The sequence below is a fragment of the Paraburkholderia lacunae genome (assembly GCF_003353175.1).
Taxonomy (GTDB): domain Bacteria; phylum Pseudomonadota; class Gammaproteobacteria; order Burkholderiales; family Burkholderiaceae; genus Paraburkholderia; species Paraburkholderia lacunae.
On record NZ_QHKS01000013.1, the window covers coordinates 16989 to 33037 of the forward strand.

The window sequence follows — 16049 nt, forward strand, 5'->3', positions numbered from 1 at the left end:
GGCGATACGTTTCACATGGGCGTCGCTGCCCAGCACTCACCTGATTAGACCGGCACTGCCACGTTCAGGCGACCCGCTACCTGCGGTTGCACTAGGGGCGGAACAGATCGAAACCGGCCAGTACGACGACCCCGCTTACGACGATCATCGACACCGAGTGCTGTCCGAAGTAAAGGATGGCCGCGGCCGACCAGCTCGCGATAGAGAATGCTGCGATGTGTTTCATGACGTGAACCCCAAGGCTATCGCCAGCAACCCGCTCACAATCCCGCAAGCCACCACCGCCAAAGCCACCACCGTCAACACGCGCTTGGGAAACGAACGCCCGAGCATGGCTATGGACGGCACGCTGATCAAAGGCAGCGTCATGAGCAACGCGCCAGCCGGACCGGCCGCCATGCCGAAGGCAAACATCGCCTGAATGATCGGCACTTCACCCGCGGTCGGAATCACAAACAATGTCCCGGCGATGGCGAGCCCGACGATCCAGATCAGGCTGTTGTCGATGTTGGGTCCGACGTGCGGAAACAGCCACGTGCGCGCGGCGCCCAGAATCAGCACCAGTACGATGTATTCGGGAATCAGCCGGATCGTCATCCTTCCGAGGATTTTTACCCAGCGCGTGAAAGCGGTGCCCGGATCGTCGGCGGCGACGAGTTGCGCCATGGCTTCGCGCGATGCTTCGGCTTCCTTCGGCGTGACCATCCTGTTCACGAGGTAGCCGAGGCCGAACACCATCACGAGGCCCAGCGCCAGCCGCAAGCCCATCCATTGCCAGCCGAGCACGAAGCCCATGAAGATCAGCGTGGCCGGATTGAGCGCCGTATTGCCCAGCCAGAACGCGATCGCCGCGCCCGGCGCGGCCTGACGGGCGCGCAAGCCCGCTACGACCGGCGCCGCGCAACAGGTGCACATCATGCCGGGTAAGGACATCAGCCCGCCGTTGACCACGCTGCTGAAATCGGTCCGACCGAGCGCGCGCGCAACCCACTGCGGCGGAATCAGCGCCTGCACGGCGGAGCCGAGCAGAAGCCCCAGCACCATCGCTTGCCAGATCGCCTTGCCGTAGGCCAGCGCGTAGTCGATGGCGGCCTGCCACGACGCCGCCGGCGCGCTCGACGACGTTCCCATCAGAATCGACTTGCCGATCGAGTGCTGGCTCGCGGCGACGAAAGCGCGGTTGTAGTAAGGGAACCACTTCACATAAAAGAGGCCGAGCACGGCGATCAGGAGGAACACGATCCAGCCGAGCGCGACACGGGGTTGCCGAAGCGTTGTTTGCATAGTGGTCTTCGCTATAGATTCGTATCAGGTTGAGGCGAGCGCGTTGCTGTCCAGCCGCGCAAGAAGTGCCTTCGCCTGTTCGACGGCGTCGGCGTCATTGGGCCGGAAATGCATCCGCGTTGCGTGTGGCAGCTGCACGAAATGTTGATGGCTGCTGCGCGCATACGCCGGATCGTAGTGCCGTTCGATCAGCTCGCGAGCGAGTTCGGCGCGCCTGTTTTCGTCGACGAGCTGTTGCCAGCTGGTCACTCGCTCACGGCTGTGCAGACCGACCAGTTTTTGCAGCTGCGCTTTCAGCGCTTCGGGATTGTCGAACAGGTGCGCATAGTCGTGCAGCAGAAACGCCGCGCGATCTTCGCTGTTCGACAACACCTCGACGCATGCGCCCCGATGAAACGTTTCGAGGAGCGCGACCGGCAACGTAATCGAACCAATCCGCCGGCTCTCCGCTTCGACGAACACCGGCCGCGCGGGATCGAAGGCGCGCAGCGCAGTCACAAGGAGCGTGTCGAAACGTTTTTGCGAAGGCTGCGCGACGCCAGCCCAGGCGCCGAGTAACGAGCCGCGATGCGACGCCAGCGCTTCGAGGTCCAGGGTCTGCGCGCCGGCCTGGCGCAATGCGTCGAGCAGGCGTGTCTTGCCGCTGCCGGTCGGTCCCACCAGCGCGATATAGCGGAAGGTTTTCGGCAGTGAAGCGAGCGTCTCGAGCGTCGCCTGCCGGTAAGCTTTATAACCGCCGTCCAGCTGCCGCGCCTGCCAGCCGATCATATTGAAGACTGTCGTGACCGAACCGGAACGTTTGCCGCCGCGCCAGCAATAGATCAGCGGCCGCCAGTGACGCGGCCGGTCCGCGAAGGTCGTCTCCAGATGCTGCGCGATGTTGCGCGCCACCAGCGCCGCGCCCACCCGCGAGGCTTCGAAAGGCGACACCTGCTTGTACATGGTGCCGACCAGCACGCGCTCTTCGTTGCTCAGAACGGGGGCGTTGAGCGCGCCCGGAATGTGGTCTTCCGCAAATTCGAGCGGCGTGCGTACATCGATGATTTCATCGAAATCATCTGATTTATCGAGGCTGACGAGAAGGTTTTTCAAGGGAAATGCGCTCGAAACTAACTGGCTGGCGGTCTGAAATTATCGCATGGGGTGTCATTGCCGGCCGGCGAGCCGCGAAGCAGCGTCGCCGGACCGGCATCGCGCAGCACCCATGACGGGCGCCCGCTCAGATCACTTCGACGCGGCCTGCTCCGTCGACCATCTCGCCGATGACACACGCCTCGTCGAATCCATCGGCGCGGAAAATGGCGAGAACGTCGCCGACCGCTTCCGGCGCGCACGAGACCAGCAGGCCGCCGGAGGTTTGCGGGTCGGTGAGCAGGGTGCGGGCCGTGGGCGGCAAGGAGGAGCTCAAGGCGATGTCCTTGCCGTACGCATCCCAGTTGCGTCCTGAAGCGCCGGTGAAAATACCGGCCTCCGCAAACCCGGCCACGTCAGGCAGCCAGGGCAAATCGGCGTAGCGCACCCGCGCGGTCAGATTCGAGCCGCGGGCCAGCTCCAGCGTATGGCCCAGCAGGCCGAAACCGGTGATATCGGTCAGCGCATGGACGCCGTCCAGCGTTGCCAGTTCGGCGCCCGGCCGGTTGAGTTTGGTCGTGGCCGCGATCATGGCGGCGTAGCCGCTCGAATCGAGCCGGTTTTTCTTCAATGCCGCCGATAGAACGCCCACGCCCAGCGGCTTGCCGAGAATCAGCACGTCGCCGGCCCGAGCCGCCGCGTTGCGCTTGACGCGCTCGGGATGAACTACGCCAAGCGCGACCAGGCCATAGATCGGTTCCACAGAGTCGATCGAATGGCCGCCCGCGAGCGGAATGCCGGCTTCGGCGCACACGGATTCGCCGCCTTTCAGCACGGCCGCGATCACGTCATGCGGCAGGACGTTGATCGGCATGCCTACGATCGCCAGCGCCATGATCGGTTTGCCGCCCATGGCGTAAACGTCCGAGAGGGCGTTGGTGGCGGCGATACGGCCGAAGTCGAAGGGATCGTCGACGATCGGCATGAAAAAATCGGTCGTTGCGACGATCGCCTGCTCGCCGTTGAGCTTGTAGACGGCGGCGTCGTCGGCGGTATCGTTGCCGACCAGCAGGTCTGGAAAGAAAGGCAGCGGTGCGCTGCGCTTGAGCAGATCGGCGAGCAGGCCGGGGGCGATCTTGCAGCCGCAGCCACCGCCATGGGAGAGGCTGGTCAGGCGTGGCGAGTCGATCCTGTTTGCGGTGGTGTCGGGCATAGGTGCGGATTTCGGGCGTGGTATGACTGCATTATGACCGTAACGGTGGGCGACGCCATCCGATCGGGCTCGAGTATCTGCCGGCGAAGTTGTCACCCCGTATCCACGAAGGGCGTTGTCGACTTGGCCTATTCAGACGAACTTCCGGATAACTGGCAATCGCTCAGAAGCCAGTCGACGGATTGGCTCCATTACATGCCTTGATGACCTTGCTGGCAATGAAACGGTCCCAGTTCGCCGGTTCCGACTTCAACCGACCACCATTCCAAGAGTGCCGACGTGAGTGCGCTCGAGCTGTCGGTCGAAGCCGTGAACGTCGCGATGCCCAGCGTCGCGGTGGAGTTTCTGATTGCTTACATGGATGCGTTGCGGCACCTCGGGCGGCATGCTGATGCGCTGGGTGTGTTCGACCGAACGATTTCGGTCGCGCGCCGATATCGCAATCGGGCTGACAACCCGGTTTGCTTACGTCACGTGCGCACCGCGTTCCAGCGGAAGCCGGAGTGAAAAAAGCGTACCCGCCGGCCCGGAGTGCCAGGCAACGGTGCCGTCGAGCATACGGGCTCGGCGCTGCTGGTTATGCAGCCCTCGTCCTGCCGCTGTGGCGAGGACTGTTTCAACGTCGAAGCCCTGACCATTGTCCTCGATCGTCACGACTACGCCCGCTGGCTCCACGGCGGTACCCACCCGGATCTCGCTCGCCTGGGTGTGGTGCAGGATGTTGGCAATGCTTTCCTGAACGATGCGCAGAATGTGCAGTGCGCTGCTGGGATCGAGCCAGGCGAGGTTGGGCAGCTCAGCCACCTCCCAAAGCAGCCTGATTCCCGTTCCTTCCAGTCGCGGTTCCAGACGGAAGCGCAGTGTGGCCAGCAAGAGCAGCAGATCGGCTTCGACCGGTTCCATCGAGTCGATCGTCAGCTTCAGGTCGTCGAGGCAGGCCTTGAGGATCTGAGACACGTTGACGTCGCCCATGTCGCCGCGCTCCACAGATCGGATTGCACTGATCAGCGACGAACCGAGCCCGTCGTGCATGTCCTGCATCAGTCGCTGGCGCTCGTCGCTGATCGTTTGCCGAAGCTCGGCCTCGCGCAGGCGCTGATGACTCAGCTCGAGTTCAGCTTCGCGCTCGCTTAGGCGCCGCGCAAGGTTCACGTTGATCTGTTCGAACTCGCTGATGGCACTGACGTAGCGCCGGTACATCAGGATACCGAACGCGCCGAACGTCACGGCATTCGTATAGGCGCCCAGAAACCAGCCCTCGATATTGACGACGTTGTTGTACAGCATCCAGTCGGGTACGCCCAGCAGCACGCAGATGCTGACGCCGGCGGCCACCAGTCTCGCTTCGCGGGACCGGCGCCACGCGCTGAGCACGCCAACGAGGCCGACCGTTGCCGCCAGCACCAGGGCAACCGCATAGATGAGTGGAATGATGATGGGCGTGCTCGGCAGTACCGGCACTACCGCGACGACGGGCAGCGTCAGCACAGTGAGCAGCAGGATGACGCCGGAGATGAACCACGTGAGCACTTTCAGCGGTCGGCCATGCATCTGGCAAAGGTAAAAATGTACGACCAGGATCAGCCAGAAGAGCGCGTTGAGCGTGAGCCACGCAAACCAGTCGCTGGTGATCGGCAGGCTGAGGTAATAGTGCAGGTGCCCGACAAAGGATGTAGCGGCGAGATTGAAAAAGAGCAGATAGCCGGTTTCGTGGCGACGGTTGAACCACACGAAGAGGGCAAATATGCCTACCACCAGGAACGACGCGCTCACCGTCGCTGGGAGTTCACGCTGCAGCCATTGACGCATGTAGTAACGGCCCCGCAACGCGTCGGCAGGTCCGACCCACAGCGAAGACGACGCCACCGGGTTCTGCGCGGGATGCTCGATACGGATAAGAATCTCGTTCAACGGTGCGTCGCCGGTGTCGTGATCCAGCGTGATCCACTGCGGCGTGAACAGGCTGTTCCATAGCGGGCCCTGCTGTTGCGCACGATGCACGAGCTTGCCGTCGACATACACCGCAATCGTGCCGTCAGTCTTGATACGGCTGAGATAGAGCGCCAACGGCCCGGGTGGAACGCGCAATCCGGACGTCGACAGCCTGATCCACGTGGTGCGAACGCCAGAGGCGGCAAGGGCGGCCGCGCTTGTGCTGGCCGAACCCGATCTGTTCGCGGGCAACTGGGCGGGAAGCGTCACGGGATGCCATGCGCCCGGCAACGTGCTGCTATCAAGCGCCGTGGGCGGGGGGGTGTAGTCCGGCGCATCGGTACTTTGCCATTGCGCTTGTGTGAGATGGACGGCGGCCTTTGCCGATTGGGACCCGCCCGTGCCCGTGTACCAGACACTGACGGCGATCAGCAACGCTATCGAAAACGCGAGTATCGCATTGGCAAGGAAACGCGCAGGAAGATGGATCACGCCATTCCCTTCACGGCTGGTTTCCATCGTCTTTTGTGAACGGCGCAGGCCATACCCAAAGCTCCCTAGTCGGACAGGAGTCCCAGCGTCCTGGCTTCATAGATCGCCTCTGCCTTGGACGTGACCTTGAGTTTGCTGTAGATGCGCCGCACGAAGGTCCGCACGGTGAAATGGGACAACTGCATCAGCTTCGCGATCTCCTGTGTCGTGAAGCCTTTGGTAATCAGATCCAGGACCTCTCTTTCGCGGGCCGACAGCAGCGGTGAAGAAGCCGGGGCAGGCTCCTTGCCTGGGGGGCTGACGGGGCCGCTGCCTTGACGGAAGCGCGCCAGGATCTGCCGGGCGATGATTGGGCTGATCGGACTGCCGCCGCTTGCGAGGCTGCGGATTTCCTCGATGATCCTGGCGGCTGAACTGTCCTTCAGGAGATAGCCGGCCGCACCGGCTTCGATCGAACGCATCACGTGCGTTTCGTCGCCGAAATTGGTGCTGACCATGATGCTGGAGGCGGTCCATTGCCGGGCCGCCGCGTGAATCACGTCGATACCCGAGCCGTCGGGCAACCCCAGGTCGACCAGCAGCACATCCGCCGGGGGACCCTCCAGCATCGCCAGTCCTTCGGCACGGGAACCCGCGACACCGGTCAGCCGCATGTCCGGCGCGCCCTCCACCGCCTTGCACAACGCTTCGACGAAGCCGGCGTCGTCCTCGACGATGGCGACGTGGATCGGGAGCGGTTCCGGGTTGGTAGGGGGCGCGTACATGAGGAGAGGATTCTAGCAGCGGTTGGGAGGGCGATCGATGTAGCGCATTTGTGCGACAGATGGGAGCGGCCCCCGTCAATATACTCGGCCCAATTCTGAAAAAAACGGTAAACGGGGAAAAGAAATGGACCACACGCGCTGCACAGCGAAACGGCTGTCAATCTGCCCAGGCATGGCCTCCGACCGACGTTCATAAAAAATTCTGAAAATTTTCGGGTAACGGACCATGCGCCAATCCAGACAGCAACCGCAGCCGACGGCAAAGCGGCTGACGGCGATCAGCCTTGCCGTGACGGCCGCGCTCACCACGACGGCGTTCGCCTCCACGAAAACCCGGACGGCCATGCCGGAAGCGCAGCGCGCTGCGGACCCGATGCTCGGCTGCGATCCCGCAGTCACCAGCGGGGCTTCGTTCTAATCCCCGTTCTCTTTCGTGGTGCTCGCGGGACTCGACGCGAGTGAAAGATTGTCCACACATACGAGTTTTCTCGGAGGGGTTCATGTCGAATAGTTTGCAGGGTTGGGTCGGGCGCAATCGGCCGCCGCGTGTCCAGATCACCTATGACGTCGAGCTTGGTGACGCCATTGAAAAGCGCGAATTGCCGATGGTGGTGGGCCTGATGGCCGATCTGTCGGGGCAATCGGCCGACCCGTTGCCCAAGCTCAAGGAGCGCCGTTTCGTCGAAATCGATCGGGACAACTTCGACGAAATCATGGGCAAGATCGCACCACGCCTCGACCTGAGCGTGCCGGACACGATGAAGGGCGAAGGCAATCTGAAGGTCGAGCTGAATTTCAGCCAGTTCTCGGACTTCCATCCGGACAACCTCGTGCTCCAGGTACCGCGCCTCGCGAAACTCGTGGAAGCACGTCAGCAGTTGAGGGACCTGCTCGCGAAGCTCGACGGCAACGACGAACTCGATTCGATACTCGAGCGCATCGTCCTCGATGCCGAAGAACTGAAGAAGGTTCATACCCAGGCGAACGCGAGCGACGCGCCGGCTACGCCGGCGGCCGAAGACACGCCGTCGGCCTGACGGAAACAATCTCAGCGTCGCTGACGCAACGAACTCCTAAGGGTGATTTAGATGGAAACGAATTCCGCCGTCGACGGCGCAGCAGCCGGGACGACCACGCAAGTAGGCGAGCTGAGCCTGCTTGACCGTATCGTTCAGGAAGGCAACATGGCCGTCGAGCCTTCGCAAGGCATCTACGCAAAGAAACTGATTGGTCAGCTCGCGTCGCAGATTCTCGACGAAGGCATGCGCACGAGCCCGGACAAGAGCGTCGTGGCGATGATCCACGAGCGTGTCGCCGAAATCGACCGCCTGTTGACCGACCAGATGAATGCGATCATGCACGACCCCGCATTCCAGGCGCTCGAAGGGTCGTGGAGCGGTATGCACGACATGGTGTACGGCACCGAAACGGGCACCAATCTCAAGCTGCGTTTGCTCAACGTCTCGAAGAAGGATCTGCTCAAGGATCTCGAGTCGGCTGTCGACCATGATATGAGCGTGCTGTTCAAGAAGGTCTACGAAGAAGAGTACGGCACGTTCGGCGGCCATCCCTATTCGCTGCTGATCGGCGACTACTCGTTCGGTCGCCATCCACAGGATGTCGCGCTGCTGGAGCGCATCTCCCGCGTGGCCGCGGCAGCCCACGCGCCGTTCATTGCGGCAGCCGCGCCAAGCCTCTTCGACATCAAGTCGTATACCGAACTGGGCGTCACGCGAGATCTGTCGAAAATCTTCGAGAGCGCTGAACTGGCAACCTGGCGCAGCTTCCGGGAGTCCGAAGATTCGCGCTATGTCTCGCTGGTTCTGCCGAGCTACGCCGCGCGTCTGCCGTATGGCGCCAAAACGAAACCCGTCGAGTCGTTCAATTTCGAGGAGGATGTCGACGGCACCGACCACAGCAAATATCTGTGGGCGAATTCGGCGTACCAGCTCGGTTTGCGCATCACTGATGCCTTCGCGAAATACAGCTGGGCGACCGCGATCCGCGGCGTGGAAGGCGGCGGCAAGGTAGACGGTATCGCCGCGCACGCCTACAAGACCAGCGAAGGCGATGTCGCCCTCAAGTGTCCGACGGAGGTGACCATCACGGATCGCCGCGAGAAGGAATTGAGCGATCTGGGCTTTATCTCGCTCGTGAATTCCAAGGGCTCGAACTACGCCGCGTTCTTCGGCGGCCAGACGGTGAACAAGCCGATGGTCTACAACAAGGATGCCGCCAACGCCAACGCGCAACTGTCGGCGCGCCTGCCGTTCGTGCTGGCGGCGTCACGCTTCGCCCATTACATCAAGGTCATCATGCGCGACAAGGTGGGGAGTTTTCAGACCCGCACCGATATCGAGAACTACCTGAACAACTGGATCGCCGATTACGTGCTGATCAATCCCTCGGCATCGCAGGCGCAAAAGGCCCGCTTTCCGCTGGGCGAAGCCCGGGTGGACGTCACCGAGGTACCGGGCAAGCCGGGCGCCTATCGTGCGACGTGTTTCCTGAAGCCGCACTTCCAGATGGAAGAGCTGACAGCCTCGATCCGTCTGGTGGCGGATCTCCCGGAAGCCGCAGCCTGAAGCGTGATGTGCGGCCGCGCGCTGCGCATCGTTCCGTACCCTATACATTTTTATCTCAAGATCAGTCATGGATACCATCATTCTGCAAATCAAGGATATCAAGGGCAACTCGTTGATCGACGGGTTTGCCAACGGAATCCAGCTCTTGTCGTTTTCTCACGGCGTGTCGATGCCGATGGGTTTCGACACGTCGAACACTGAGCGCACGCTCGGGCGTCCTTCGTTTTCCGAAGTGCAGGTCAGCAAGATCTCGGACCAGTCGACGCCGGCGTTCTACAGCGCGTGCGCGGCGGGCACCAAGCTCGGCGATGCGACGATTTCCATCGGCCGTAACGAAGGCGGCAAGTTCATGCTGCAGATGAAGTACGTGCTCAGTAACGCGATGATCGCGAATGTGAGCACGAGCGGCGGCGGTTCGGAGCTGATGGATTCGCTGTCAATCAACTTCTCGCAGATCACATCGGTCTACACGCAGCAGAAGACGGATTCGACGAAGAAGGGCACCGCTTCGTTCGGTTGGGATCTGTCCACCAACAAGGCCGCGACTGCAAAGGCGTAACGCGGCGTCGCCCGTGCCGCCGGCAGGCGGCACGCGAGCCGCCCGTTGACCTGCTTTTACGATTTACGACATGCTGACCATGACCCATCGCTATCCTGTTCCGCTGTTCGAGCGTCTGGTGGAGGACGCCGACGCCTGGTTGCCGGGAGAGGACTCGCTTCGTCAATCGATCGCACGCGAGCTGATGCGTCTGCTCAACACGCGCTCGCACCTGACGATGGAGGCGTTCGCGCACAGCGATGGGACGGTGACCGATTACGGCGTGCCGGACTTTTCAGAACGCTCGCTGCGTTCGGGCGAGGATCGCGATGCGATTGCCGCCGCCGTCAGCCGCGCGATAAGGCTATTCGAGCCGCGTCTTGTCAGCGTGAACGTGTCGTTTTCCTTCCCGCCAGGGCGTGAGCAGTATCCCGTGCTGAGCATCGCCGGACGCCTGAATGTCGGCCAATCGGTCGAGCATGTGTCGTTCGAGCTCGAGACCGTCAGCCGCGATGTAGTCGATGCGCGCTGGACGGAGCTTGCCTGACATGGCGCCCGACGACATCCTTCAATACTACAAGCGCGAGCTCGCCTATCTGCGAACCCAGGGGGCTTCGTTCGCGCAACGTTATCCGAAGATCGCGACCCGGCTCGCGTTGCACGGCACCGAGTCGCTCGATCCGCACACCGAGCGTTTGATCGAGGCAACGGCTTTTCTCGCCGCGCGTGTGCATCGCGATCTCGATCAGACTTTCCCGCAGATCGCGGGGGCATTGCTCGACAATGTCTGTCCTTCGCTGGTGCAGGCTATTCCGTCGATGACGGTCGCACAGTTCGAACTCGATTCGTCACAGGGCAAGGTGACGGCTGGGTTTCGCGTGCCGCGCCACACGGGTCTCTCCGCCCGCACGGAAGGCGGTGATGCATGTCGTTTCCGCACGGCATGGGACACGGTGCTTTGGCCGTTGAAGATCACGCACGCGGGGTTTGGCGAAGATGCGACGCTGCACCTGAAGCTCGAATGCGAACCGGGCGTCGACTTCTCCGAACTGGAACTGACGCAGTTGCGCTTCCATTTGTGCGGCGACTGGATGGTGACGATGCCGCTCTACGAACTGCTCGTATCGTCGGTCACGGGTGTTTCCGTGCAGGCCGCCCAGAGGCCTGTCGTGAGGCTGGGACCGTCCGCGTTACGCGAGGTCGGCTACTCGGAGCAGGACAGCGTGTTGCCGCAGCCGCCGCATGCGCATCCCGCTTACGGCTTGATGCAGGAATACTTTGCCTTTCCGCGCAAGTTTCATTTCTTCGATCTGACCTTGCCGGCGGGATCATGCGGCATGGGGCGCACCTGCGAGATTGTGCTGCAGCTCGAGCGCATGCCGCGCGGGCTCGGTATGTTCGGCGCGCAACATTTCCGGCTCGGATGTGTGCCCATCGTCAATCTGTTCGCGCAGACCAGCGAGCCGATCGTGGTCGACCGGCGCAACTACGAATATCTGCTGGTCGCCGATCAGAAGCGCCAGGCCATCACCGAGATTCATTCGATCGTCTCGGTGGTCGCATCCGATCCCGCGACGGATCGGGCGACGAGCGTACCGTGCTTCACGGCAGCCGATCGTTTCGACCCGGCGGGTGACGGAAATGCGGCCATGTTCTGGTCGGCGCGCCGTGAGCACAGCTTGCGCGGCAACGTGCCGGGTGTGGACACGTGGATGAGTTTTATCGACGGGGACACGGCTAACCGGTCCGATACGCCCGTGGTGTACGTGAACGCGCTCTGTACCAACCGGCGGCTCGCCGAGCATGTTCCCGTGGGGGCGCGCATGCTGGTCGAGCGGGTATCGCAGAACGTACGTGTGCGTTGCCTTTACGAACCGACGGCACAGCGCAATCCGCCGCTCGGGAGTGAGACGTTGTGGCGCCTCGTGTCGCTGCTGACGCGCAACTATCACTCGCTCGTAAGCGGGGCGACGGGCAAGCGCGAACTGCAGGAGATGTTGCGTCTGTTCGCCCTGGACGGTACACGGGAACAGGAGCAGATTCGCGGCATCGTCAGCGTGGGTGCGCGTAACGTCACGGCACACGTGGGCAGGGACGCGTGGCGCGGATACTGCGGCGGTACCGAGGTCAGCGTCGAGTTCGACGCCGATGCGTTCGTCGGCGGATCACCGTTGCTGATGGGGGCGGTACTGGCGCGCTTCTTCGCCATGTACACATCGGTCAATTCATTTGTGCGGCTGGTGGTGCGCCGGGGAGACGAGACATGGAAGCGATGGGAGCCGATGACCGGTTGCCAGCAGTTGCTTTGATCGCCCGGCTTCTTGCGCGGCCCCAAGGGTTCGACCTGTTCCAGGCCATCCATCTGCTGGAATGCGCGCAGCCCTGGGCGACGGGGCTCGGTCGCGCGGACGGTTCGAATGAGGCCGTGCGTCTGCGGGGCTTCGTGTCGATGGCGTTCCAGGCGAGCGACATTCACGCGGTGCGCCGCCATGCGTTGCGCGACGCAGTCATGGCGCGCTCAGCAGAGGAGACGTTCGCGCACGATCCCGACAACGACGCTTCCTGGAAGAGTTCAGGCGCTGCCGCTACGACGGATGACGCAACGCCCTCGCGTGAGACGTACACGGTGAGCACGCCCGTGATGACGCTGGCGGGTCACGGCGGGCCGTTGCCGCTCGCTTTCACCGAAATGTTGCTGGAGCGGCGCGCGGCCCGTGAGCCGGCGATGGCCGATCTGCTCGACATCTTCAATCATCGCTTCCTGTCGTTCTTCTATCGTAGCCGCCAGAAGCACGCGTTGGGGCTGAGCGCACGCGCACCCGACGACGCACCGCTTGCGGCGAGCCTCGATGCACTCGGTAACCTCGGCCTGCGCGAGGGCAAGCGCGGACCGGACGGTGCACGTCTGTGGCTGCGGCATGCGGGACTCTACGGCAACGGCTCGCGCTCGATGACAGGACTGCTCGCGCTGCTGTCCGATCGCCTCGGCATGCGCGTGCGAGGCGCGCAGTTCGTCGGCGGTTGGCGTGACATCGACGGGCGGGACAGCCTGCGTCTTGGACGGGCGAAGACGGGCCAGAGTGCATTGCGGCCCGGTGGCTTTGCCGTTCTTGGACGACGTAGCTGGGACCAGGCCGCAGGCCTGCGCATCGAATTTCTGGACGTCTCCGTGGAGCAGTTCGGCGCGCTGCTCCCGGGGGGCGAAGGGCACAGGCTGGCAGCGTGGCTCGTGCGCTGCTACCTGCAGCAGGATTTCGACGTGCAGTTCGTCCTGCAGCCCGCCGCGCGGCGTGAAGGCTGTGCTGTGGGCGCGCCCGGCTTGCGGCTGGGCTGGACTTCGTGGTTGGCGGCGTCGCGAGATGGGGGCGGTGCGCCCTCGTCGAAGCCCGCGCCCGTGAAGTTCGCAATGCGCTCGGGCGAAGCACACGTTACACAAACCGCGTTGCGACCATCATAAAGATCAATACGACATGGACATCGATATCCGCACGCTGTTGAGCCGCCTTAATCCGGCATGCAAGCACGCAATGGAACTGGCCGCGCAACTATGCGTACGGCAGACGCACTACAACGTGGACGTCGAGCACCTGCTGTTGCAACTGCTCGAATCGGACGCACCCGATCTGCGGGCGATTCTCGAACGCTTCAACATCTCGGCCACCGACGTGACCGAGTCGCTGCAAAACACGGTCGATCAGTTCAAGCGCGGCAATGGCCGTACGCCTGCCTTGTCGCCGAATTTCCCGCCGCTGTTCCAGGAGGCATGGCTGCTCAGTTCGATGCTGCTCGGCGAACAGCAGATACGCTCGGGCACGATCGTGCTTGCGCTGCTCGAACTGGATAGCATGCGCGGGCTGCTGCTCGACTCCGTGCCTGCCATGCTGAAGATTCCGCGCGCCGCGCTGCGGGATGCGCTGCCGGCACTGGTGGCGAACTCGTCCGAAGACGGCGGCCGGGCAGCGCCGCAAACGGCGGTCGCGAGTGCCGCAAGCGTGCCGACGGGCGGTGTGTCTCAGGCGATGCCCACCGTGAGCGCGAACAGCGGTGGCCGTCCTTCCGCGCTCGCACAGTACACAGTCGACATGACCGCACTCGCGCGTGAAGGCGCGAGCGATCCGATCTGCGGACGCGATGCGGAGATCCGTCAGTTGATCGACGTGCTGCTGCGACGTCGTCAGAACAACCCGATCCTGACGGGTGAGGCCGGCGTCGGCAAGACTGCAGTCGTCGAAGGTTTCGCGCAGCGCGTGGTGTCGGGCGAGGTGCCGCCCGCGCTTGCCAATGTCTGCGTGCGTTCGCTCGATCTTGCGTTGCTTCAGGCGGGCGCCGGGGTCAAGGGCGAATTCGAGAACCGGCTGAAATCGGTGATTTCAGAAGTCAAGGCCTCGCCCGTCCCCGTGATTCTTTTCATCGACGAGGCCCATCAGCTGATCGGCGCGGGCGGCAGCGAAGGCCAGGGCGACGCGGCGAACCTGCTCAAGCCCGCGCTTGCGCGCGGCGAATTGCGCACGATCGCCGCGACGACCTGGGCTGAATACAAGAAGTATGTCGAGCGCGATCCTGCTCTCGCGCGACGCTTCCAGGTGGTGAAGGTCGAAGAGCCGAGCGAGGCTGTCGCCATTGAAATGCTGCGCGGCATGGTTCAAAAGCTCGAAGCGCATCACGGCGTGGAGATTCTCGACGAGGCAGTGCGCGACGCCGTAAAGCTGTCGCATCGCTACATCTCGGGCAGGCAGTTGCCGGACAAGGCCGTCAGCGTGCTCGATACGGCATGCGCACGTGTGGCGCTCGGCCAGAACGGCGTACCGGAAGAGATCGAAGCGCTGGGTCGCGCGATCGACTCCGCAGAAAACCAGTTGCGCATACTGCGTCACGAAGCGGCCACGGGTGCCGATCGCTCGGATGCCATCGCGGTACTCGTGCGTCAGATCGACGAACAGCGTGCGCAGCGTGCTGGTCTGAACGAGAAGCTGATTACCGAGAAGCGCGTCGTCGACGAAATTCTGGCGTGGCGGCGCAAGATCGCCCACACGCTGGCAGAACCTCAGGCAGCCGGCGAAGAAGACAGCGAGTCGCTGGCGGCCAATCTCCGGCGCCTCGAAAAAGGCCTGGAAGCGGTGCGCAACGATGAGCCGATGGTGCCCGTGTGCGTCGATTCCACTGTGGTCGCCAAGGTGATTTCAGGCTGGACGGGGATCCCCGTCGGCGACATGCTGGCCGACGAACTCCACACGGTTCTCTACCTGCACGAAAAGCTGGCGGCACGCGTGGTGGGCCAGGATGAGGCGCTCGATGCGATCGCGCGGCGGGTGCGTACGTTTCGCGCGGATCTCGACGATCCAGGCAAGCCCGTCGGTGTCTTCCTGCTGGTTGGCCCGAGCGGCGTGGGTAAGACCGAGACGGCCGCCGCACTCGCCGACATGCTGTACGGCGGCGAGCGCAACATGATTACCGTGAACATGTCCGAATTCCAGGAGGCGCATAGCGTCTCCGGCCTGAAGGGAGCGCCCCCGGGCTACGTCGGCTACGGCCGGGGTGGCGTGCTGACGGAAGCCGTACGACGCCGTCCGTACAGCGTCGTGCTGCTGGATGAAATGGAGAAGGCCCATCCCGATGTGCTCGAACTGTTCTTCCAGGTGTTCGACAAGGGCGTGATGGAGGACGGCGAGGGCATCGCGATCGACTTCAGGAACACACTGATCCTCCTGACTTCGAATGCCGCGCAGGACGTCATCACGGAAGCGAGTCAAGGCGGCCGCCGTCCGCCTCCCGCGGAACTGATCGAGCGTCTGCGGCCCGCGCTGCTCAAACAGTTCAGTCCGGCGTTTCTTGGCCGCATGGTGCTGGTGCCTTACTACCACCTGGGCGATGCGCAGATCACGGCGATCGTGAACCTGAAATTGAGGCGGCTTGCCGAGCGCTTTGCGCGCAACCATCACGCGCAACTGACGTGGGGCGACCGGTTTGCGCAGATCATCGCCGAGCGCTGCAAGGAAGTGGACAGCGGCGCGCGCAATGTCGATTACATCCTGACCCAATACGTACTGCCCGAACTGGCGCGCGAAGTGCTCGAACGCATTTCGATGGCGAAGCCGTTCGGCGAGGTGCGCCTCGATTTCGCGCCGGACGGCAGCGTCAGCTTCCGTTTCGCGGCTCGCGAGGAGACCTGA

General features: G+C 63.1%; 15 protein-coding genes. 9 read left to right on the plus strand and 6 right to left on the minus strand.

The window, feature by feature from the left end:
- Positions 1-91: 91 nt before the first annotated feature.
- From DLM46_RS40960 to selD, 4 genes are all read right to left on the minus strand, one after another.
- Entirely contained in the window at positions 92-226 is a 135-nt protein-coding gene (locus tag DLM46_RS40960) for a hypothetical protein (RefSeq protein ID WP_279635209.1), read from the minus strand.
- Positions 223-1284: a permease gene (locus DLM46_RS20535; RefSeq protein WP_115103194.1), complete on the minus strand. Its 1062-nt coding sequence runs from the start codon at positions 1282-1284 to the stop codon at positions 223-225. The genes DLM46_RS40960 and DLM46_RS20535 overlap by 4 nt, the downstream gene beginning before the upstream one ends.
- 24 nt (positions 1285-1308) lie before the next feature.
- Complete coding sequence (gene mnmH / locus DLM46_RS20540) at positions 1309-2376, minus strand: tRNA 2-selenouridine(34) synthase MnmH (protein ID WP_115103195.1); 1068 nt, start codon at positions 2374-2376, stop codon at positions 1309-1311.
- 127 nt (positions 2377-2503) lie between these two features.
- Positions 2504-3568, minus strand: a complete 1065-nt coding sequence (selD, locus tag DLM46_RS20545; protein ID WP_115103196.1) for a selenide, water dikinase SelD — start codon at positions 3566-3568, stop codon at positions 2504-2506.
- A 279-nt stretch (positions 3569-3847) separates the two neighbouring features.
- Here selD and DLM46_RS20550 point away from each other — a divergent pair, with 279 nt between their 5' ends.
- Positions 3848-4075, plus strand: coding sequence for a hypothetical protein (locus tag DLM46_RS20550; RefSeq protein WP_115103197.1), 228 nt, complete (start codon positions 3848-3850; stop codon positions 4073-4075).
- Here DLM46_RS20550 and DLM46_RS20555 read toward each other — a convergent pair.
- Both DLM46_RS20555 and DLM46_RS20560 read right to left on the minus strand, forming a co-directional pair.
- On the minus strand, positions 4034-6019 hold the full coding sequence (locus DLM46_RS20555) for a sensor histidine kinase (protein ID WP_115103198.1): 1986 nt from the start codon (positions 6017-6019) through the stop codon (positions 4034-4036). The genes DLM46_RS20550 and DLM46_RS20555 overlap by 42 nt on opposite strands.
- Positions 6020-6057: 38 nt before the next feature.
- Positions 6058-6756 (minus strand): response regulator transcription factor, encoded by a 699-nt coding sequence (locus DLM46_RS20560; RefSeq protein ID WP_115103201.1) that lies wholly within the window; start codon positions 6754-6756, stop codon positions 6058-6060.
- 226 nt (positions 6757-6982) lie between these two features.
- Between DLM46_RS20560 and DLM46_RS20565 the strand changes: the two genes are divergently transcribed.
- The 8 genes from DLM46_RS20565 (at position 6983) to tssH (ending at position 16049) form a co-directional block, all read left to right on the plus strand.
- Complete coding sequence (locus DLM46_RS20565) at positions 6983-7174, plus strand: hypothetical protein (protein ID WP_115103203.1); 192 nt, start codon at positions 6983-6985, stop codon at positions 7172-7174.
- Positions 7175-7256: 82 nt separating this feature from the next.
- The gene (gene tssB / locus DLM46_RS20570) at positions 7257-7793 is read left to right on the plus strand and encodes a type VI secretion system contractile sheath small subunit (RefSeq protein WP_115103205.1); all 537 of its coding nucleotides are present in this window, start codon (positions 7257-7259) and stop codon (positions 7791-7793) included.
- A 51-nt stretch (positions 7794-7844) separates the two neighbouring features.
- Positions 7845-9341, plus strand: coding sequence for a type VI secretion system contractile sheath large subunit (gene tssC, locus DLM46_RS20575; RefSeq protein ID WP_115103207.1), 1497 nt, complete (start codon positions 7845-7847; stop codon positions 9339-9341).
- Between the two features lie 67 nt (positions 9342-9408).
- Entirely contained in the window at positions 9409-9900 is a 492-nt protein-coding gene (locus DLM46_RS20580; protein ID WP_115103209.1) for an Hcp family type VI secretion system effector, read from the plus strand.
- Positions 9901-9970: 70 nt separating this feature from the next.
- Positions 9971-10426: a type VI secretion system baseplate subunit TssE gene (gene tssE, locus DLM46_RS20585; protein ID WP_115103211.1), complete on the plus strand. Its 456-nt coding sequence runs from the start codon at positions 9971-9973 to the stop codon at positions 10424-10426.
- A 1-nt stretch (position 10427) separates the two neighbouring features.
- Positions 10428-12188, plus strand: a complete 1761-nt coding sequence (gene tssF / locus DLM46_RS20590; RefSeq protein WP_115103213.1) for a type VI secretion system baseplate subunit TssF — start codon at positions 10428-10430, stop codon at positions 12186-12188.
- Positions 12143-13336 (plus strand): type VI secretion system baseplate subunit TssG, encoded by a 1194-nt coding sequence (gene tssG / locus DLM46_RS20595; RefSeq protein ID WP_115103215.1) that lies wholly within the window; start codon positions 12143-12145, stop codon positions 13334-13336. The genes tssF and tssG overlap by 46 nt, the downstream gene beginning before the upstream one ends.
- A gap of 13 nt (positions 13337-13349) precedes the next feature.
- Positions 13350-16049, plus strand: coding sequence for a type VI secretion system ATPase TssH (tssH, locus tag DLM46_RS20600; RefSeq protein WP_115103218.1), 2700 nt, complete (start codon positions 13350-13352; stop codon positions 16047-16049).